The following is a 20,257-nucleotide window of genomic DNA, read 5'->3' as shown; positions in this document are numbered from 1 at the left end:
TGTGCAATATTCAAAATTAATTGCGTTAAATTTGTCCTAAACAAATATTGACATCGTATGGCTTTAGTAAACATACCACGCTTGGACTTGTTGCATTATACACAAGGAACCCAAGAACAACGAAATCAATTTATTCAAGATATTGGCAAGGCTTTTAACGAAACGGGCTTTGTAACGATTGCAAATCATGGTTTATCGAAAGAATTAATTGAGGAATTATATCAGGTCGTTCCAGAATTCTTTGGTTTACCAACAGAGACAAAAGAGAAGTATGAATTTCCTGAGCTTGCTGGTCAACGTGGATACACGGCTAAAGGAAGAGAAAAAGCAAAGGATGCGAAAACTCCGGATCTAAAAGAATTCTGGCAACGTGGTCAAACGATCGTTGGTGAAGAATATTCGAAAGCTGACTTTCCAGACAATCCACAAGTGGAAGAAATACCTCGTTTTAATGGTGTAACAGCTGAAGTTTATAAAAAACTAGAAGATACAGGACGTGAATTACTAAAAGCAATCGCGACCTACCTGGATCTTGAAGAAAATTATTTTGAGAAATTTGTGATCAATGGAAACTCTATCTTGCGTGCGATCCATTATTTCCCAATTGCGGATCCTGATGCTTTGGCTCCTGACGCTGTACGTGCAGGTGCGCATGAGGACATCAACCTGATTACACTATTAATCGGTGCTAGCGCAGATGGACTGGAAGTCTTGACGAAAGATGGCGAATGGTTTCCGATCAAAGCAAAGGGAGAGGATATCGTCATCAACGTAGGCGATATGTTGCAGCGCTTGACCAACAATAAACTTAAATCAACAACTCACCGCGTTGTTAATCCTCCGCGTGAAAAAATGGGTACTTCCCGCTTTTCCATTCCGTTCTTTTTACACCCAAAATCTTCGATGAGCTTAGCCTGTTTGGAATCTTGTATTGACGCAGCTCATCCAAAGGCCTACGAAGACTATACCGCAGGTGAATATCTGGATGAAAGATTGAGAGAAATCGGGTTGAAAATGTAATATAAGTAGTTTCGTTTAGGCACTAAATAAAAAAGTCCGTTAGTTTGATTACTAACGGACTTTTTTATTTTATCCTAATAGAATTATGCTATAAATAATCAATGATATAATCAGATTTTATACGATCAGTTTCTATTAGAAATTGTATCCAAATCCTACGTTAAGATAGATATTATGCATACCAAAATCTATGGAGGTAAAATCTTTCTCCAAGATATTATTAAAACCGTAGGTAAGATCTGATAACAATTTGAAATGCCGGTTCATCTTCCACTCCGCTCCAAGTTGTGTTCCCCATTGAAATTTCCGGATATTATCAGAGAAATCATAAGAAGCATGACTCCCTTCTTCGAAAGTAATTTTTGTTCCTACCGGCGTATTTTGTCTCAAATATCCATCTGACACATTGCCATCGAATGTATTATCCAGCAATGCCGAGAAATACAATCCGCCATATAAATTCCAATGATCGGACAATCTGTACACAGCTAAAACAGGCAATGTCAGGTAAGTGTTTTCCACATTTGTTTCCACTTTCCCAGTATAGTACCCTTTCACCTTTGAATTATCTTTCACAATTTCAGTAAGGTAATTTTTCACACGGGCTTCGGTTTTCATCCCTTTTGTTTCAAAACGGATTCCTGTACGAATCCCCCACTTTTTATTTTCCTGCAGCCACTTTGTCGCATTTGCCTCCAGACCTACCTGAAGCCCGGGATTGTAACTTTCTATTTTACGTATTGTCTTAGGAAGACCCAATGGACTATTACCACCAATACTGAATTGCGCCTGTACCGAGTAATCAATATCTGTATTAAAAAAATTTGGATTGCGGTTTGACGGACTATTTTGAGCCTGTACATATCCGGTCGCTATCATGAAAATAGCTATTATATAAAGTATCCTGTTCATTAAATATTCTTTTGATGTATGTTTGTCTTGAAGATAGCTATTGACCTGTCTACGATCTATTCTCCTTCCGACGAGCATTCTTGTAAATTCACCTAGCTAACAATATCAAATTGCTTGTATCTATCGTTTAATTCAACATATGAACCAATGGCTATTTGACATCATCGACGACAAGTTCAACTTCATCAATAAGCAATGTACTCCCCACGGCACCGTTAAATTTATCTCCTTCTTTACTCGAGCTAAATACAATCGTATACATATATTCTTTATTGGGATCAAATGATTTACCATTTACAAAAGAAAATGGTAAGCTAAATGCGGTCCATTCGTTAGTTTCGATCTGTTCTTTGGCTCCGACCCGTGCTATTGCAACAATTCGCTTATCAACAAATCCATGGTCACCCGACAAAAAATCATCATTGGGTGGTGAAGCTCTTTCAAATAAGAGGGCATAACCATCCCAGGTATCCTTGGTGAGCGATGATGGCTTATTATTGACGACAAATTTTTCACCCGCTTTATACTTAAAAAATCCTTTTATAGCTAATGGCGCAGTTTTTTCCTCATACAATATGCCAAAATGTGGAGATTTGATCGTGGGAAAAGTGGTTTGAAATGCTCCTAAGAATAAATTACCAGCAGCTAGTGGAGTGCCGAAAATCCCTCCCAAAGAACCTGTACTCTTGGTCACGAGCCGTGCTCCTTTGCCAATATATCCATCATTAATCTGAGATGTTGGATAAAAACTAGGAACTAATTTTTCTCCTTCCCCAACAAGCGTTGCCGCCAGAATATTATAACCGTCATTCGCTGTCGCCCAACTGTATGTCTTCTGTCCAAGTTTTGTTAGCTCATAAAATTTATGGTAATGTCCTTCTGGATTATCGGTATCGACCACTTCAGCATATTCAAACGCTGAATACAAATCTGCCCCTTCATCAATAACAAATGAGACAGTATAGGTCTTGGACCAGGCTCCATCTTCAGAGGTAACCGTGTATTTCTGCGGTTCAGTGAAATCAAGTTGGGTTCCGCTCTTCGGCTCTATCGTCGCCCCAGGTGTTAGTACAAATTCAGGTGACTGCACATAACTTCCCGTGAAACGTTTTAGCGGAAAAACAACTGTATTATTATCAATGGAAGGTTTTCTCTTTAGAAATTGGTCACTCTGAGCAATAGTAGCTCCTTCAATATCTGCTTCGGCATTTAATGCTTCCTCTTTTATGCAACTCCCCAGACTAAAAAGTAGCATAAAACAAATTACCCAAGGGTAAATTCGTCTTTGTTTCATAAAAAATAGTATTAGTGTAAATATATTTCCAATGCTGCTGATTACGCATTGAAATGATCGCAAAGCTACCATTATAGCCCCCAAGAAAAGTCATTTCTATCACCTTTTCCTTCTAAGCAACTAATTCTTTACACTTATAAGGTGGCTATTAACCACCTTTAAGTTCCTGTTTAACTTTAGCAGGCAAGCTTTCAACAATCAAGCTATAACTATGCAAAATAAGCTGTTCCAATGCACTGTCAGCCAATTCCCGGTTTGCAATCACGGTATTCCAGTGCTTTTTGTTCATGTGATAACCGGGCAACACTGTTTGATCATAACGCTCCCTGAGTTCAATAGCTTTCTCCGGATCACATTTTACATTGAATCGTAACCCGTCGATCTGATCCAGCCCCACCAATAAAAATATCTTGCCACCCACCTTAAATACCAAGGTATCTGGACCAAACGGTGTCTCCTCTGCCACCGGACCAATGGACAGGCAATAATCTCTTAACTCTTCAATATTCATGTTTTATTAGTTTGATTTAACTCATTTTCAACCACCAACGCTTCTATTTATGTATAAATTTGACAATAATCAATATAAATCTAACAAAACAACAGCTCAATTTGTGATTAAATTTGTAATAGGTCAAATTATATGAAGAATCTAGAAGGACTAAAAAAGATCATTAACACAGCTAGCAGATGAAAAAATTATATATCAGGATAGTTCTACTCACCATTATATCTATATCGACATTCCCAATACAATGTAAAAGTATAGACAATACAAATCAAGACAACATGACTCAGGACAACATCGTCGAAGCCGTTTCCAAGGGACAGTATACTACAGTAAAAAAACTATTGGAAGCTGGCGCCGATGCAAACCAAAAAGGCAATGATTCCAAGCCGTTATTATTAGTTGCAACAGAAAAGAAAGATCTTGCCATGGCAAAGTTACTTCTTGAGCATGGCGCAAACGTCAACCTTCAGGACAATAGTTTAAATAGCTCCTTCCTATACGCTGGGGCTTCAGGGTATACCGAACTGGTTAAACTTTACCTTGCTCATGGTGCAGACTTCAAGATCTTCAATCGGTATAACGGCACTGCACTTATTCCTGCCTGTGAACGCGGCCATGTGGAAACCGTTAGGTTACTTGCCCATACAAAAGGCTTTCCCGTCGACCACATCAATAGATTGGGTTGGACCGGATTATTGGAAGCAATCATACTCGGAGATGGTAGTCAAAAATATGTGGATATTGTCCAGATATTACTCGACGCAAATAGTGATAAAAACATCGCCGACCATGAAGGTATAACCCCAGTTGAGCATGCAAGAAAAAAAGGATTTAATAAAATTGTTGCCTTACTGGAAACGAAAGGCAATGGAAAATAAAAAAAGGATAACCAAATCTATTGAATCTGGTTCTCCCTGGACTAAGCATTTTCGGCATCGCCTTTTATTGACACCTATTTTCTATTTTTGTAAAAGTGTCCGAATTTCTTTTTGGATCTCCGTTCCTTTGTCGGCATTATACCATTTTTGAATCTCTTCTTTAATATCCGAAAAATCTTTTCCTTGCTCTTTTAAGCTCAAGAATAGATCTTGACAATTTTTTGGCCTCGGACCCCAGACTGCCAAATCTACGCCATCCTGATTTCGAATTACCAAAATCGGGATAGACTTCCCCCCGTTGGTCAGATATGAATCTATCAAAAAGGGTGCACTGTCACGCAATTGGATATCGACGGTAATATTGGGATTTTGGGCAGCCATCTTGGCAAGCATGGGTACAGAATGCGCGGCATCGCCACACCAAGGTTCAGTAATAATGATCCATTGTTGTCTTTCCGAAATCGTGTTGACAAACTGCTGAAACTCCTCGCCCGGCTCAAAACGTTTTAACCAACGCCCCATTCTTGTCCAGTTCATTTTAGTATATTGATAGTATTCGTCATCCTGATATGTCGGGTGATTTTCAGGATGATTCAATATATCTTCGAATTGTTGCAAATAATTTTCAAACGTCATAACATCAATTTTGTGCAAAGGTAATTTTTAGATCCAACTTTCTCAAAAATTCTGTATACCAAAGATTTTACATTCCCCGATAAGATTTCACACTTATTAACAATTAACTAAATTATCTTTGGCGGATACAACCAGTAAATGAAAAGATTAATTCAATTATTTCTATTATTTTTCATAGCCAGCACTGCTTATTCCCAAACAAATATCAAGGGGAAAATTTTAGATAAAGCTGACAATAAGCCTTTAACTAATGCCTCGGTCATCTTGTTAAACAGAGATTCCGTGCTCCGGTATTTTAACAGGGCCAATGAAGAAGGGAAATTTCAGATCAAAAACATTAAACCTGGGAGTTATATCATTCTGGCTACTTATCCCAAATTTGAACTTTATAGCGACACTATTGATATCAGAGATAAGGATATTGATCTCAACGACATTAAAATCAATTCGCAAAGAAATGTACTGGAGGAAGTTATTATAACACGTCGGTTACCCATCACGCTCAAAGGGGACACAGTAGAATATGATGCGGCAAGTTTCGCAACCGAGAAAAATGCAAAACTCGAAGATCTTTTTCGAAGATTGCCCGGTTTCACGGTGTCCGGTGATGGGAATATCACAGCTCAGGGCAAAACGGTACAGAAAGTCTTTATCGATGGTGAAGAGTTTTTTGGCTATGACCCTAAAATTGCCATCCGGAATGTCCGCGCCGATGCTGTGGACAAAGTGCAATTATACGAGAAAAAATCAGAAGAGGCCGAACTTTCGGGCATAGATGACGGTGTTCGGATTCAGACAGTCAATGTGGTGTTAAAAGAAAAAGCCAGAAAAGGTATCTTTGGAAATGCGGAGTTATTGGGTGGAACAAAAGAGCTCTACGCCGGAAACTTGTTCGCAGCTAAATTCAACCAAACTGAACGTATTGGTATCACCGCCAATCACAATAACATGGGAAGTTCCAATAGCCGTGAAGGCTCTTTACGGATGAACAACCAGATCACGGGGCAACCGTTAAATACCTCCCTGGGCGCGAACTATGAAAATCAGTTTCTCAAAAAGGCCTTAAAAGTAAATGCCAATTATAATTACAATAACAGCAGCAACAAAAATCAGTCGGAAAACTACAACAAAAATATCCTTCCTGACAATTCGATTTTAGAGCGAAACAGTAAAAATCATAATGAAAATAACGCGAGCAGCAACGGTTTAAGATCCAATCTTAACATGCGATTGGATTCAACCCAAAATATTGAACTTCAAGTCAACGGAAACTGGTCGAATAATTTCAGTTTAAGTCAGTCGGAAAGTGCCACCAACGATGGTGCAGGTGTTGCTGTTAGCTCCTTGAATGAAAGAAATGAATCGAATACTTCGAGCCAAAGCAACAATTTCCGTCTGAACTATAGAAAAAGACTCAAAGCGGGCAGTTCATTAAATCTAATGGTTGGAAACAACTATAATGAATCAACTTCGGATAGCAAAGTCAATTCGAAAACTATTCTCTATCAGAGCAGTGATACAACACGTATTGATCAAAATAGGCTCAGTAATAACAAAGGCAACAATTTTTCTACTTCACTGAATTTTAACAACAGACTAAATGATGCCATGAACTTAGCCTTGGGCTACAGCTTCAATCAGTCACACAACAGGAATGAACAGGTATCAACAGACATCGCCACGAATGTGAAAGATCCATTATATTCTAAAAACCAGATCGACAATAATACCAACCAGGGAGTCAATGTTCATTTGTCTTATCGGAAGGATAAATTTGAGGTCAATCTCTCCAACCGGACATTTTACAAAAATCAAAAACTAAGTGATAGTGACCGGGATATTGACCTCTCAAGAAATTTTTGGGACAACAATCTAAACTTTGATGCCAATTACCGGATTTCAAACAGTAAAAATATCCGCCTGGCCTACCAGAGTTCGAATACAATTCCTTCGTTCGATCAGCTACAGCCACTGCAACCCCAAACAAATCCATTGTTTCAACAGATCGGTAATCAAGACCTCAAACGGGCTATCAACAACAACATTTCGGCAAATTATAATGCATTCAGCTTATTGAAGGGAACCAACATTAACGTGAACGGAAATTTCTCTTTTGTCAATAACCCAATTGTCAACAAAACAACGGTCATGGAGAATTCTGCTCAGATCAGTAGCTATGAAAATTTATCCGGCAAATCGAACTGGAACGGGGGATTGAACATCAATCACATGCAACCTTTGGCCAACCGTCGCATTAATTTCAATAAAAGTGCAAATATCAGATATAACAATAGTTATAGCTACACTAAATTTGAAAGCGGCCAATCTCAAGGTGAGTTTCTCCTGAACAATTCAAAAAACACGTCTTTCAGCCTCGGATCGAGTTTAAATGAGCAAGATTCAGAAGGATTTGATTTTGACCTTTCAGTGAATGCAGGACTCAATGCACAACAAAATTCAATAAACACACAATATAACGCAACTAACTTTGAAGGTGGGGCTTCTGGATATATCAAATATTTTCTGCCGAAGAAATTTAACATCATGACAAACATTTACTATAGCTATACCGGGCCTACTAAATTGTACAAGAAATCAATTAATCAATTTTATACCAACCTGGAACTGGAGAAAAAGGTATTGAAAGACGAAAGTTTGACAGTCAGCCTAAAAGCCTTTGACCTCTTTAATACATTTAACAATACACGTCGGAATGGCAGTGATACCAATTACTCGGAATCCACCCAGCAGGTATTGACTCAGTATTTTTTAGTTGGTGTCAAATGGGATTTTAATAAATATTTAGGAAAAAGCAATGATTAAAACATATTTGACCATTATTATATCCTGTCTCACCGGATTATCTCTCCAGGCGCAATACGCCTATTTTGGCAATAGAGGGATCATTAGTTTTGACAAGGTGACGTATACAAAAGCACGCATGCGACAAATGTCCAATGACATGAGCTCAAAAATGATGGATCGGGGGATGGGTTTTATGGAGCATCTCGATAAAATGCCGGACTCGCATACGGATCGAATGAACCTATACTTTGATGAGAATGCTACCGTACTTATGCCCGAAGAAAACACAAGTGCCGAAAAGCAGAACGGAGAAGGCAAAATGCTGGCCCCCAGTATTACTGCAAGTGGCAGAGGCGGTCGAAATCAAGGGGGTTCACGGGGCGGAAACCAACGCGGTATGCTCAGAGGTGGTGCCAATAAAAATGGAAAAGTACTTTATCAGGATTTAAAAGCCGGAACAGCAGACATTCAATTGGATATCGATGAGAAATATTTGCTTTCCGAAACCTTGGACAGCATCACCTGGCGCTTTACCGAGGAATTTCGTAATATCGCTGGCGTCAACTGTCGACGGGTAAATGGGGCTACCAAAGACTCCCTTTATCTGATTGCCTACTATGCCGAAGAAATACCGGTCTCTGCTGGTCCAGCCCTGAGCCATGGTCTTCCGGGGATGATATTGGGACTGGTCATACCAGAGATGCACATCCAATACTGGGCAACAAATATCGCCTATACCAATAACCTCGTCCCCACAGATTGGCGGGACAAAAAATCAAAACAGATGAAATTGGAGGAATTTTCAGCGCTCTTTGGCAGATATATGCCACGCAATCGGCAAAATGAGTCAGCAAAAAAACGGATCTTGGAGCAACTTGTCTATTGAAAATGTCAGTTTGGCAGTACCTAACGACAAATTGATGACAAATAGTGATTTTTTTACAAAACATTCGGATTGGCATAAGGGTTGATAATAGAGTGATAGAATTTATTTAAGTAAAAAATTAAAATACAAGATATGTCTAAAATTATAGGAATTGACTTAGGTACTACAAACTCATGTGTTGCCGTAATGGAAGGTAACGAGCCTGTAGTAATTACGAACAACGAAGGTAAACGTACCACTCCTTCCATTGTAGCTTTCGTAGAAGGTGGCGAACGTAAAGTGGGTGATCCAGCTAAACGTCAAGCAATTACTAATCCGCATAAAACGATCTACTCTATTAAACGTTTTATGGGACTTTCATATGATGAGGCAGTAAAAGAAGCTGAACACGTACCTTATAACATCGTTAAAGGTGACAATAATACACCACGCGTAGAAATAGACGACCGTAAATATACTCCACAAGAAATCTCTGCAATGATTCTTCAAAAAATGAAGAAAACTGCTGAAGACTTCTTAGGTCAAGAAGTAACTGAGGCTGTCATCACAGTACCTGCATACTTCAACGATGCACAACGTCAAGCAACAAAAGAAGCTGGTGAAATCGCTGGTTTATCGGTTAAACGTATCATCAACGAGCCTACTGCCGCTGCTTTAGCTTACGGTTTGGATAAAGCACACAAAGATATGAAGATCGTTGTGTTTGACTGTGGTGGTGGTACACATGACGTTTCCGTATTGGAATTAGGTGATGGCGTATTTGAAGTAAAATCTACTGACGGTGATACTCACTTAGGTGGTGATGACTTCGATAACGTAATCATTAACTGGTTGAATGAAGAATTCAAAAACGAAAACAATGGCTTTGACTTGAAAAAAGACCCAATGGCGTTGCAACGTTTGAAAGAAGCTGCTGAAAAAGCGAAAATTGAATTATCAAGTGCAACTTCTACTGAAATCAACTTGCCATATATCACGGCAGATGCAACTGGTCCAAAACACTTAGTTCGTACATTATCACGTGCTAAATTTGAGGCTTTGGCAGCTGACTTGATCAAGAGAACAATTGCTCCTTGTGAGTCTGCATTGAAAAATGCTGGTTTCAGCAAATCGGATATCGACGAAATTATCTTAGTAGGTGGTTCTACGCGTATCCCTGCAATTGTTGACGCTGTAAAAGCTTTCTTCGGAAAAGAGCCTTCTAAAGGTGTAAACCCTGACGAAGTTGTTGCTTTAGGTGCTGCAATCCAAGGTGGTGTTTTGACTGGTGAAGTAAAAGATGTATTATTATTGGATGTAACTCCACTTTCATTAGGTATTGAAACAATGGGTGGTGTGATGACCAAATTGATTGAGGCGAATACGACTATCCCGACTAAAAAATCGGAAACATTCTCGACAGCTTCAGACAACCAACCATCTGTGGAAATCCACATCTTACAGGGTGAGCGTCCAATGGCAAGCCAAAACCGTACAATCGGTCGTTTCCATTTGAACGATATCCCTCCTGCACCTCGTGGAGTACCTCAAATTGAAGTTACGTTTGACATTGATGCCAACGGTATCATCAAAGTGTCAGCAAAAGATAAAGCAACTGGTAAGGAACAAAACATCCGTATTGAAGCATCTTCAGGTTTATCTGATGACGAAATCAAACGCATGAAAGAGGAAGCAGAAGCAAATGCTGATGCCGATAAAAAAATGAAAGAAGAAGCTGACAAAGTAAATGCAGCTGATGCCCTGATCTTCTCAACTGAAAAACAATTGAAAGAATATGGCGACAAAATTTCAGCAGATAAAAAAGCTCCTATCGAAGCTGGCTTAACAAAATTAAAAGCAGCATACGAAGCGAAAAACTTCGCCGATATTGATGCAGCTTCTGAAGAATTGCAAAATGCTTGGAACGCGGCTTCAGAAGAGATGTATGCAGCTTCTCAAGGTAGCGCGCAGCAACCACAAGGAGATGCTGGTCAAGCACAGAGCGGAAGCCAACAAGGTGGTGATGACGTCACTGACGTAGATTACGAAGAAGTGAAATAATCACTCCTCCTGATAAACAAAAAGCTCCGGACATGTGTATGTCCGGAGCTTTTTTCTGTTAAGAACAGTTCGCTCTTTTTTCAGAAAAGGAAAGAACTGTCTATCTATTTTTCGGCGGATCAATAAATAGACTGCCGCTATTTACGATAATGGCTCAATATGCCTTTATCCAATGTCGCCCAGATTCCCGCTGGCATATCCGCTTTTTTCAACGCAATGTTTGTCCAAGTATTACAGGAATAGAACATGCTATAAGCACCTTTCGCTTCGTAAAAGGCATCTGCATCGTCATATTGTGCATCTGTCTGCACCAATATGGGACTACCTTCACGCAAATCCAGCGAATCATAGATATACTTTACCAATGCACGATATTGCTTCTCATTGATCTTATACCCAAAACACAGATCATTCTCTTGCATGGAATGATAGTAGGTGACATGTATTGCTGATTGCCCCAATCCAAAGGCTGCTACAAAAGCCGTAGATGCTTTAAGATCTTTCCACTCTGGTGTATCCAAATAAAACCCCTTATCCCCCCAACCTATACCCATATACTGATAGCCCGTTTTTTTACCGACCGTATTGGCATAAGGAAACACATTGGACCAATCCAGTTCTTTCATCACAACCGGCAATACAATATCCGTATGTACACCATTGGATTTGACAAACACCTGAATGGTCTGATCTGTAGAAACCTCCTTAGATGATGCGGAGAGTCGCGACAGACAATATTCAGCAACAAGATATAAAACACAAAATCCTATAATTCCTAAAATAATATATCCTAACACCTTACCTATTTTTTTCATTTAAACAATTCACTTTTTTATCATAATATAGAACAACATAGCTCCCATTCGCAACATCGCTTGGTTAGCACAAAAAAACCTGTATTGTTGCCAATACAGGTTCAATATAAGCTATTTCTACTAGCTCTTAAAATAACTTCTCAGGATATACACCATCGGCAACCAATTTAGAAATTGATTCTTGCACAATAGGTTTATCTTCTTTATAGGTCACTCCGAACCATTTTGAGGAGGTTGGGATAACTTTAAAATCCGCCAGTTTATGCTTCACCATATAATCTGGCACCGAAGGAATAAAGAACTCTGCCTTTAAATTCTCTTTGTTTTCCTCAACAAAAGCTGGGAACATCGCTTGCGCGACCTCAAATATTTTTGGTGTAAAGCCCCAAAAGTTCATCGAAACACGTGTCTCTGGATCCAAATCGTTTTCAACACCGTTTTCTTCATAAACAATCTTGCGATCGTCGCCATCACCTTTGTAATAGATGTTGGTACGTTCAGTGACACTTTCCATATGACCAGTAGGACTAACTTCACATACTCCACGTGATACATAGCCGTAATCAGACATTGTATTTCCGACCTGAAAGCCCATCAATGACATCTGCTCGTCTGAAACTTCAGTTGTTAAAAACTTGGCCATTTTGTCGAAAGAATCCGAACCATAAAAATCGTCTGCATTGATCACACAGAATGGTTCGTTCACCTTATCCTTAGCGCTCATGACAGCATGTGCCGTACCCCAGGGTTTCGTTCTTTCAATGACGTGATTCACGCCAAATTTCGTTAAATCAAAATCTTGAAAAGCGTAGTCTACTTCTATTTTACCTGCCAATTTTTTATCAAAAACGTCTTTCATCTTTTCCAGGAATTCTTCCCGAATAATGAATACAACTTTTCCAAATCCTGCGCGAATGGCATCATAGATTGAATAGTCAATAATTGTCTCGCCGTTTGGGCCAAAACCATCTACTTGTTTTAAAGAACCATACCGGCTAGCCATTCCTGCTGCCAAAATCAAAAGGGTTGGTTTACTCATATTTAAATTGTATTAATAGAACTTTCTTTTCGTCCGCAAACTTAGCTAAAATTGCCCTTAAAAGCAAATGTAGCTAAGTACCAAACAGTTGTTAAAAATAGCGTATTGGAACGAAAATTATTAAAAAATTAGTGTTATTTCTTCTTTAAGAATGCATTCAATAGACCGGTTGCTAATTTCCCTAAAAGCTTGACCCCTTCTCTTGCGAGTGTCGTTGTTGCGGTACGCTGGGCGGCTTCCAGTGGTGTTTGTCTTTTCGATGTCGGCCTGTCGGCTTTGGCTGCTTCTTTCTCTGCTGCTGCGCGCTGTTCCTCCTGTTGCACAACTTGCATTTTTTCATCGATCATCTCGGCCGCCGAACGATTTTCCTGCCTTTCCTGATATTTTACCTTCAGGTCTGACTGATTGATAATCTGATTGATTGTCGCATCATCCGCTGGTCCCATGACAGCACGGGCAGGTACCAGATGGGTCGCCACCACTTCTGTAGGAATACCCTTATCATTCAGCACGGTAATTAAGGCCTGACCGGTACCCAAAGAAGTCAACACTTGATCAATCTCGTAAAAATCTGATTTGGGATAGGTTTTGACCGTTTTTTTCAGATTTTCGGCATCATTGGGTGTAAAGGCTCGCAAAGCGTGTTGTACCCGATTTCCCAATTGCGCCAATACGGACTCCGGAACATCTGTCGGAGACTGTGTACAGAAAAACACACCGATCCCCTTGGAGCGGATAAGACGGATAATCTGATCAACTTGCGTTAAAAAGGCTTTGGAAGCTCCGTTGAAAAGAAGATGTGCCTCATCAAAGAAAAACACCAATTTCGGCTTATCCAGATCCCCTACTTCAGGCATATTCTTAAACAGTTGTGCGAGCAAGCTCAATAAAAAAGTCGAATAAAGCACTGGCTGATCCTGTACATCGGAAATGTTCAGCAAACTGATCATACCCTTGCCATCAACTTTCTGAAATAAGTCATTGATATCAAATTCCTTCTCACCAAAGATATGGGCAAGTCCTTGTTGCTCCAAAGCGACAATCTTACGCAAGATTGTCCCCGAACTTGCTGAACTGATCTTACCATAATCGTTCTTGATCTCTTCACTTCCAGGACCGTCAGAGAGATAAGTTAATAATTTCTTGGTATCGGTAAAGTCTATCAATGGCATCTGATGATCTTGCGCATACTTAAACATGGCCGCCAAAACTCCGGTCTGTGTTTCATTCAGCTCCAAGATCCGGCCCAACAGGACCGGTCCAAAATCATCTATCGTAATTCGCATCGGAATACCTTTGTTGCCCGACAGCGAATACAATTCTACCGGAAAACTTGCGGGTTCAAAGGGGACCCCTACCGCATTTCCACGATCCAATAAGGCTTGATTGGTAACGCCGGGGACGGCAAGACCAGAAAGATCGCCTTTTACATCCAGCATAAATACAGGTACGGAGGCATCCGATAACTGCTCAGCTATCAATTGGAGCGTCCGCGTTTTCCCTGTTCCTGTCGCACCGGCGATCAGCCCATGGCGATTCATCATTTTCAGCGCCAGATTGACCTTTGCTTCGGCTAAAATTTCACCATTCAAAATACCAGCTCCCAAATATATAAAAGCCCCCTTGGGGTTATAAGAAGCCTGAACCTTCTCGATAAATTGTTCTTTATTTGCCATAGAAAAGGCTTAATATTTATAATTCATAAACACTATTGAAAACTTTCCAAAAAATAATCTTTTCGTCACAATTTCGTGCCAAAATTCATTTTTTATGCACTTTTAATTTGAAATTAACATAGAATTGCTATTTTTACCATGTAAAACAAACACGATTAAAGGTACTAAAAAATGTTAAATAAGAGATTTAGATTTGTGGCAGCATTCTTATGTGCGATCATCTTTTTTACAAAGATGGCCATCTCTATATCACCTATTTTTTCCAATAGCCTGGACCAAAACACGATTCTTCAAATTGTTTTACAAATAGAAATCGAGAACAACAATGGCGCAAGCACAGACACGCTTGAGACTGCCTCAAAATTTTTCAATACAAAAACTGACGAACCCATTGTATTCGAAACAATCATTGTTGAGAACCAAGGAAAACAAAAGAATTACCTAAAAAACGAGAAAAGCATTTTAGCTTTCCATCCTACGGTTCCAACGCCGCCTCCTAACTGTTAATAAATACGTCCTTATGGATTGTATTCAAATTATCCACATACTGAATCCCAGTATGCGGTTTCTTATTGATTTTTCCTGATAATGCCAATGCACAAAGCATCGAGTAGCCTTCAATCGGTACCATTGCTATTGCAATAGGCGGATTCAAGAAGATTTATTATACAGATAAACACAAATTTTATGTTTGGAATTCGTACGTCGGCTTTTCTGAAACTTTCGAAAAGAGACTTAAAATATGATTTCCCTGCTAGTGTTGTGGTGTTTTTGGTGGCACTTCCATTATGTTTGGGAATTGCAATGGCCTCGGGTGCGCCATTGTTTGCAGGATTATTGACTGGTGTAATTGGTGGAATCGTTGTTGCTTCAATCAGTAAATCACCACTCAGCGTAAGTGGGCCAGCTGCTGGCCTCACAGTTATTGTTCTAGGCGCCATTCAGAGCCTAGGTGCTTATGAAACCTTTCTCCTTGCGGTTGTCATCGCAGGTGTAGTTCAGGTGATTCTTGGTATTCTAAAAGCGGGTATGATCGGAAATTATTTCCCTTCCGCCGTTATTGTCGGTATGTTGGCCGCTATTGGTATTACCATTATCATGAAACAAATCCCTTTAGCCTTGGGATTGATCGAAACACATGCTTTTGAATTGGACAACGGACACGGTATAGGTGCATATTTTGACACTGTGGTCTCAGCCATCAATTTTGGCGCATTGATTATCTGTGCCCTATCCTTAGCGATTCTGATCTTTTGGCCAGCAATCCCAAAATTGAATAAAGTGCCTGCTCCGCTGGTAGTCGTGATTGTCGGTGTCGCTTTGGCTTATCTTTTTAATGGCTCTACATTTCAATTACACGACAAACAATTTGTGCTCGTGCCAATTGTAGGATCGTTTGCTGAGTTTACAGGTCTATTCACATTACCTGACTTCACCCAGATCGTCAATAAAGAAGTATGGATTGCGGCATTTACCATTGCCATTATTGCCAGCTTGGAGACGCTATTGAGTATTGAAGCCGTAGACAAGATTGATCCATATAAACGCAATACCCCCACTAACCGCGAGCTGGTTGCCCAGGGAATCGGGAATATGACAAGCGGACTTCTTGGAGGTTTGCCATTGACCTCCGTTATTGTACGCTCATCAGCCAACGTCAATGCGGGTGGAAAGACAAGGCAATCCGCAATTCTACACGGCATCTGGCTACTTGTCGCCATGCTAGCTATCCCGACCATGTTAAATATGATTCCGTTGGCATGTCTTGCTGCAATTCTACTTCATACGGGATATAAATTAGCTAAACCAAGCTTATTTACATCAATGTATCGAAAAGGGCTGGATCAATTCATTCCATTTTTTGTGACTATTGTAGCGATTGTAATGACAGATCTATTAATGGGTGTTGGCATCGGAATCGTTGTGGCTACGTTCTATATTCTCCGGGCAAATATGAAAAATGCCTTTAAGTATAAGATCGAAAAAGACAACGAAGAAGATAAGGCGGTGATCACATTAGCGGAGGAAGTGTCATTTCTGAATAAGGTTCCTATCCAACAGAAACTGTATAGTTTGCCAAAATCAGTAAGTAAGATCCTTATCGATGGGACATTCAGTAAATTTATCGACAAAGACGTTATTGAAGTCATCAAGGACTTCGAACAGAACGCAAAAAGTAAAGGCAAGGACATCGAGCTTTTACAGGTCGTATATAAAAAATAAAGTTGTTTGAATAAACAATAGATTTAGAAATTTGTATTAATATAAAATTGAAAAAACGCCTTTTGGGCAAATAGAGAATATGGAAAATAAAGATTTAAAAATAGGATTTGACAATATTATTAAAGGGAACAAAGAGTGGATGGATTTTGTAAAAAATGATACCACAGGACGTTTCCAACAACTTGCAAAAGGTCAAAATCCAGAAATTCTTTGGATCGGCTGTGCAGACAGCCGTGTACCAGCCAACGAGTTGACCGGTACAAAACCAGGCGAGGTTTTCGTGCACCGTAACATCGCCAATATGGTTATCCACTCGGACATGAGCTTATTGAGTGTACTGGATTATGCGGTCAACGTGTTAAAAGTAAAACAGGTTATCGTAGCTGGACACTATGGCTGTGGTGGTGTGGCCGCATCTTTAAGCCGCAATCAATACGGTATCATTGATAACTGGCTTGGCCACATCAAAGATGTCTACCGTTTGCATAGCGAAGAGATTGATGGCATCGAAGAAAATGAAAAGAAAATAGACCGCTTAGTTGAACTCAATGTCAAGGAACAGGTTTTTAATCTTTGTTCTACTTCCATCATCCAAAATGCATGGAAAAATGGCCAGGCACTTGCTGTGCATGGTATGGTAATCAATATCGGAACAGGTCAATTGATTGATCAAAGTTGTACATTTACAAGCAATGAATCCCTTGGAAAGGTATTCGCTTTCAAATAGTAACAAATCGGTAAAAAGGGACGGATCTTCGTCCCTTTTTTATTTCAGATCATTGCTGCGCCAGCAGTCGCGACTATAGTGGGTATTTTTCGATTGATTACCTGCTCAGACTAAGCTGAATATCTATCATATCCTAGCTAATATCTCGCTTCTAATAATTAACTTTGTATTATGAGTGAAGAAAAATCATTAAATTTTATCGAGGAAATTGTCGAAGAAGATCTTCGTACAGGAAAACATGGCGGACGTGTATTGACACGTTTTCCTCCTGAACCAAATGGTTACCTCCACATTGGTCACGCCAAATCCATCTGTTTAAATTTTGGATTGGCACAGCAATATAACGGCAAGACTAATCTACGTTTTGATGACACTAACCCTGTCACTGAGGATACCGAATATGTTGAAAGCATCAAAAAAGATATTCAATGGCTAGGATTTCAGTGGGCGGAAGAATTATATACTTCGGATTATTTTGAAACACTTTACAGCTACGCTGTTGAGCTCATAAAAAAAGGTTTAGCGTATGTGGACGATAGCACAGCGGAAGAAATTGCAGCAGCAAAAGGCACTCCGACGGAACCGGGAGTTCCGACGCTATACCGCGACCGATCTATCGCCGAAAATCTAGCTCTATTCGCAGATATGCGAGCAGGAAAATATAAGGATGGTGAGAAGGTTCTCCGGGCAAAGATAGATTTGGCTAATCCAAATATGCACCTGCGTGACCCTTTATTGTACCGCATCAAACACGCCCACCACCATCGGACAGGCAATCAATGGTGCATCTATCCGATGTATGATTTTGCACATGGTCAATCGGATTCAATTGAGAAAATCACACATTCGATCTGTACACTGGAATTTATTCCACATCGTCCACTTTATGATTGGTGTATTGACAAATTGGAAATTTTCCCATCCAAACAATATGAGTTTGCACGTTTAAACATGACATATACAGTCATGAGTAAGCGTAAACTATTGCAACTGGTCAATGATAAGTTTGTGGAAAGCTGGGATGACCCTCGTATGCCAACAATCTCTGGCTTAAGAAGAAGAGGTTATACTCCCGCGAGTATTCGTAACTTCTGCGATAGGATTGGCGTTCAAAAACGGGAAAACATGATTGACGTCAGTCTATTGGAATTCTGCATCCGTGAGGATCTCAACAAAACTGCCTGGCGTAGAATGGCTGTCCTCGATCCGATCAAATTATTGATCACAAATTATCCAGAAGGCCAAGTAGAAGATTTAGTCGGTGAAAATAACCCTGAAGTTGAAGGTGGTGAGGGGCATAGAATCATACCTTTCTCCAAAGAACTTTGGATTGAGCGTGAAGATTTTATGGAAGATGCTCCAAAAAAATTCTTCCGTCTTGGCCCTGGGCTTTCAGTTCGTCTAAAACACGCTTATATTGTTACCTGTAACGATTTCGTCAAAGATGAAAATGGAAAGATAACAGAAGTGCATTGTACGTATGTCCCGAATTCTAAATCAGGTGAAGACACATCTGGACTAAAAGTAAAGGGAACAATCCATTGGATTTCTGTTCCGCATGCAAAGGAAGCCGAAGTAAGATTATATGACAGGTTGTTCAATGATGAAAATCCAGCTGCAGCTGAAAATTTCAAAGAATCTATCAACCCGGCAAGTTTACATGTGGTAGAACGTGCCTATATCGAGCCGGACTTAGCGAATGCGACTCCCGGTAAAGGATATCAATTTATACGTTTAGGTTACTTTACGCTAGACACACATTCGACTCCAGCGCATCTGGTCTTTAACCGTACAGTGACGTTGAAAGATTCCTGGGGAAAAGAAGTAAAGAAAAATGGTTAAGTAAACCAAACAAGAAAAAGCAAAGGGTCGGAATTGTTTCCGACCCTTTGCTTTTTCTATCGTAAAATAATGTTCCATTTAAATCGGCCATCGCTCTCTTTCTAAACATACACAGACAACACCGCTTGTCCACATTTAGAAGAACAGCAAATGATAAAGGTACATCTTTTCTGTTGGCCAATAAATTATTTCATTCAGTTTTTAACTTGATTATCGTCATTCACTCAATGCCGTAAAACAAATAGTTTTACAGCAAACAAATACCATTAACGATATGAAAAAGTTACTAATTCTTGCACTTACATTCGGTACTTTAAATTTACAGGCACAGAACAGTCCTGAGCAACGCTGGCAGATGCGTCTTAGAGGAGTCGCGGTAATGCCCAACGAATCGGCCAATATCAGTACTATTGGTGGCGACATTGCGATCAACACAAAATTTATCCCAGAACTAGATTTCACTTATTTCTTTACCAAAAATATCGCCGCGGAGTTGATTTTAGGGACAACCAAACATAAGGTCAATACCGTTGGCTCCAACTTAAGTACCATTGGAGGTAACACCTCAGCAAACGTAGATTTAGGTAGTGTATGGCTCCTGCCTCCGACCTTGACAGCGCAATATCATTTTCTTCCGGATGGAGACCTCAGGCCCTATGTAGGTGCAGGGATAAACTATACAATTTTCTATAGTGCAAATGAGGGCCCCACGGTCAAAAACGTAAAGTATGATAATGCGTTTGGATTTGCCACACAACTCGGTATTGATGTCAAGCTTTCAGAAAAATATTTTCTGAATTTGGATGCTAAGTATATCCTTTTGAAGACGGATGTTCAAGTGGATGCTTCCAATTTGGCTCCGAACTTATCAATACCGGCGAAAGTTGATATCAACCCCTTTCTTCTAGGGGTCGGTTTCGGCATGAAGTTCTAGCATTTCTTTAAACTCCCTA

The 20,257-nt window shown here is 39.9% G+C and carries 17 protein-coding genes; 10 read left to right on the top strand and 7 right to left on the bottom strand.

The window, feature by feature from the left end:
- Nucleotides 1–57 precede the first annotated feature (57 nt).
- On the top strand, nt 58–1,020 hold the full coding sequence (locus HMAT_RS15300; RefSeq protein ID WP_104383718.1) for an isopenicillin N synthase family oxygenase: 963 nt from the start codon (nt 58–60) through the stop codon (nt 1,018–1,020).
- A gap of 135 nt (nt 1,021–1,155) precedes the next feature.
- Here the strand turns inward: HMAT_RS15300 and HMAT_RS15295 are convergent, their stop codons facing one another.
- The 3 genes from HMAT_RS15295 to HMAT_RS15285 all read right to left on the bottom strand — a co-directional run bounded on the left by HMAT_RS15295 (nt 1,156) and on the right by HMAT_RS15285 (nt 3,737).
- Nucleotides 1,156–1,932: a porin family protein gene (locus HMAT_RS15295; RefSeq protein ID WP_104384022.1), complete on the bottom strand. Its 777-nt coding sequence runs from the start codon at nt 1,930–1,932 to the stop codon at nt 1,156–1,158.
- Nucleotides 1,933–2,083: 151 nt separating this feature from the next.
- Nucleotides 2,084–3,226, bottom strand: coding sequence for a PCMD domain-containing protein (locus tag HMAT_RS15290; protein WP_104383717.1), 1,143 nt, complete (start codon nt 3,224–3,226; stop codon nt 2,084–2,086).
- 148 nt (nt 3,227–3,374) lie between these two features.
- Nucleotides 3,375–3,737: an MmcQ/YjbR family DNA-binding protein gene (locus HMAT_RS15285; RefSeq protein WP_104383716.1), complete on the bottom strand. Its 363-nt coding sequence runs from the start codon at nt 3,735–3,737 to the stop codon at nt 3,375–3,377.
- A gap of 278 nt (nt 3,738–4,015) precedes the next feature.
- Between HMAT_RS15285 and HMAT_RS15280 the strand changes: the two genes are divergently transcribed.
- Entirely contained in the window at nt 4,016–4,615 is a 600-nt protein-coding gene (locus HMAT_RS15280) for an ankyrin repeat domain-containing protein (protein ID WP_233789352.1), read from the top strand.
- An 81-nt stretch (nt 4,616–4,696) separates the two neighbouring features.
- Here HMAT_RS15280 and HMAT_RS15275 read toward each other — a convergent pair whose 3' ends face one another.
- Complete coding sequence (locus HMAT_RS15275; protein WP_104383714.1) at nt 4,697–5,251, bottom strand: thioredoxin family protein; 555 nt, start codon at nt 5,249–5,251, stop codon at nt 4,697–4,699.
- Nucleotides 5,252–5,389: 138 nt separating this feature from the next.
- Between HMAT_RS15275 and HMAT_RS15270 the strand changes: the two genes are divergently transcribed.
- The 3 genes from HMAT_RS15270 to dnaK all read left to right on the top strand — a co-directional run bounded on the left by HMAT_RS15270 (nt 5,390) and on the right by dnaK (nt 10,982).
- Nucleotides 5,390–8,074: a TonB-dependent receptor gene (locus HMAT_RS15270; RefSeq protein ID WP_104383713.1), complete on the top strand. Its 2,685-nt coding sequence runs from the start codon at nt 5,390–5,392 to the stop codon at nt 8,072–8,074.
- Nucleotides 8,067–8,942 carry a GLPGLI family protein gene (locus HMAT_RS15265; protein ID WP_104383712.1) on the top strand — a complete coding sequence of 292 codons (876 nt, stop codon included), beginning with the start codon at nt 8,067–8,069 and terminating at the stop codon, nt 8,940–8,942. The genes HMAT_RS15270 and HMAT_RS15265 overlap by 8 nt, the downstream gene beginning before the upstream one ends.
- A gap of 132 nt (nt 8,943–9,074) precedes the next feature.
- Nucleotides 9,075–10,982, top strand: coding sequence for a molecular chaperone DnaK (dnaK, locus tag HMAT_RS15260; protein ID WP_104383711.1), 1,908 nt, complete (start codon nt 9,075–9,077; stop codon nt 10,980–10,982).
- Between the two features lie 137 nt (nt 10,983–11,119).
- Here dnaK and HMAT_RS15255 read toward each other — a convergent pair whose 3' ends face one another.
- From HMAT_RS15255 to HMAT_RS15245, 3 genes are all read right to left on the bottom strand, one after another.
- Complete coding sequence (locus HMAT_RS15255) at nt 11,120–11,797, bottom strand: TIGR02117 family protein (RefSeq protein WP_104383710.1); 678 nt, start codon at nt 11,795–11,797, stop codon at nt 11,120–11,122.
- Nucleotides 11,798–11,924: 127 nt separating this feature from the next.
- Nucleotides 11,925–12,836, bottom strand: a complete 912-nt coding sequence (locus tag HMAT_RS15250) for a sugar phosphate nucleotidyltransferase (protein WP_104383709.1) — start codon at nt 12,834–12,836, stop codon at nt 11,925–11,927.
- A gap of 134 nt (nt 12,837–12,970) precedes the next feature.
- Complete coding sequence (locus HMAT_RS15245) at nt 12,971–14,512, bottom strand: helicase HerA-like domain-containing protein (protein WP_104383708.1); 1,542 nt, start codon at nt 14,510–14,512, stop codon at nt 12,971–12,973.
- 171 nt (nt 14,513–14,683) lie between these two features.
- Between HMAT_RS15245 and HMAT_RS15240 the strand changes: the two genes are divergently transcribed.
- The 5 genes from HMAT_RS15240 (at nt 14,684) to HMAT_RS15220 (ending at nt 20,238) form a co-directional block, all read left to right on the top strand.
- Nucleotides 14,684–15,019 (top strand): hypothetical protein, encoded by a 336-nt coding sequence (locus tag HMAT_RS15240; protein ID WP_223581658.1) that lies wholly within the window; start codon nt 14,684–14,686, stop codon nt 15,017–15,019.
- Nucleotides 15,020–15,199: 180 nt separating this feature from the next.
- Nucleotides 15,200–16,735 carry a SulP family inorganic anion transporter gene (locus HMAT_RS15235; protein WP_104383707.1) on the top strand — a complete coding sequence of 512 codons (1,536 nt, stop codon included), beginning with the start codon at nt 15,200–15,202 and terminating at the stop codon, nt 16,733–16,735.
- Nucleotides 16,736–16,814: 79 nt separating this feature from the next.
- Complete coding sequence (locus HMAT_RS15230; protein ID WP_104383706.1) at nt 16,815–17,462, top strand: carbonic anhydrase; 648 nt, start codon at nt 16,815–16,817, stop codon at nt 17,460–17,462.
- A gap of 171 nt (nt 17,463–17,633) precedes the next feature.
- Nucleotides 17,634–19,304, top strand: a complete 1,671-nt coding sequence (locus HMAT_RS15225; RefSeq protein ID WP_199768678.1) for a glutamine--tRNA ligase/YqeY domain fusion protein — start codon at nt 17,634–17,636, stop codon at nt 19,302–19,304.
- A 274-nt stretch (nt 19,305–19,578) separates the two neighbouring features.
- Nucleotides 19,579–20,238 (top strand): OmpW family protein, encoded by a 660-nt coding sequence (locus tag HMAT_RS15220; protein WP_104383704.1) that lies wholly within the window; start codon nt 19,579–19,581, stop codon nt 20,236–20,238.
- The last annotated feature ends 19 nt before the right edge of the window (nt 20,239–20,257 follow it).

The sequence above is a fragment of the Sphingobacterium sp. HMA12 genome (assembly GCF_002933815.1).
In the GTDB taxonomy this organism is placed as follows: domain Bacteria; phylum Bacteroidota; class Bacteroidia; order Sphingobacteriales; family Sphingobacteriaceae; genus Sphingobacterium.
The sequence above is the reverse complement of the archived record's forward strand: the minus strand, read 5'-3'. Positions and strand labels throughout refer to the sequence as shown.

Bases quoted from the DNA above. Each gene is read 5' to 3' on its own strand.
- HMAT_RS15250 (WP_104383709.1), bottom strand. From the start codon at position 12,836: ATGAGTAAACCAACCCTTTTGATTTTGGCAGCAGGAATGGCTAGCCGG.
- dnaK (WP_104383711.1), top strand. From the start codon at position 9,075: ATGTCTAAAATTATAGGAATTGACTTAGGTACTACAAACTCATGTGTT.
- HMAT_RS15275 (WP_104383714.1), bottom strand. From the start codon at position 5,251: ATGACGTTTGAAAATTATTTGCAACAATTCGAAGATATATTGAATCAT.
- HMAT_RS15300 (WP_104383718.1), top strand. From the start codon at position 58: ATGGCTTTAGTAAACATACCACGCTTGGACTTGTTGCATTATACACAA.
- HMAT_RS15295 (WP_104384022.1), bottom strand. From the start codon at position 1,932: ATGAACAGGATACTTTATATAATAGCTATTTTCATGATAGCGACCGGA.
- HMAT_RS15280 (WP_233789352.1), top strand. From the start codon at position 4,016: ATGACTCAGGACAACATCGTCGAAGCCGTTTCCAAGGGACAGTATACT.
- HMAT_RS15290 (WP_104383717.1), bottom strand. From the start codon at position 3,226: ATGAAACAAAGACGAATTTACCCTTGGGTAATTTGTTTTATGCTACTT.
- HMAT_RS15265 (WP_104383712.1), top strand. From the start codon at position 8,067: ATGATTAAAACATATTTGACCATTATTATATCCTGTCTCACCGGATTA.
- HMAT_RS15270 (WP_104383713.1), top strand. From the start codon at position 5,390: ATGAAAAGATTAATTCAATTATTTCTATTATTTTTCATAGCCAGCACT.
- HMAT_RS15220 (WP_104383704.1), top strand. From the start codon at position 19,579: ATGAAAAAGTTACTAATTCTTGCACTTACATTCGGTACTTTAAATTTA.
- HMAT_RS15245 (WP_104383708.1), bottom strand. From the start codon at position 14,512: ATGGCAAATAAAGAACAATTTATCGAGAAGGTTCAGGCTTCTTATAAC.
- HMAT_RS15230 (WP_104383706.1), top strand. From the start codon at position 16,815: ATGGAAAATAAAGATTTAAAAATAGGATTTGACAATATTATTAAAGGG.
- HMAT_RS15255 (WP_104383710.1), bottom strand. From the start codon at position 11,797: ATGAAAAAAATAGGTAAGGTGTTAGGATATATTATTTTAGGAATTATA.
- HMAT_RS15240 (WP_223581658.1), top strand. From the start codon at position 14,684: ATGTTAAATAAGAGATTTAGATTTGTGGCAGCATTCTTATGTGCGATC.
- HMAT_RS15225 (WP_199768678.1), top strand. From the start codon at position 17,634: ATGAGTGAAGAAAAATCATTAAATTTTATCGAGGAAATTGTCGAAGAA.
- HMAT_RS15285 (WP_104383716.1), bottom strand. From the start codon at position 3,737: ATGAATATTGAAGAGTTAAGAGATTATTGCCTGTCCATTGGTCCGGTG.
- HMAT_RS15235 (WP_104383707.1), top strand. From the start codon at position 15,200: ATGTTTGGAATTCGTACGTCGGCTTTTCTGAAACTTTCGAAAAGAGAC.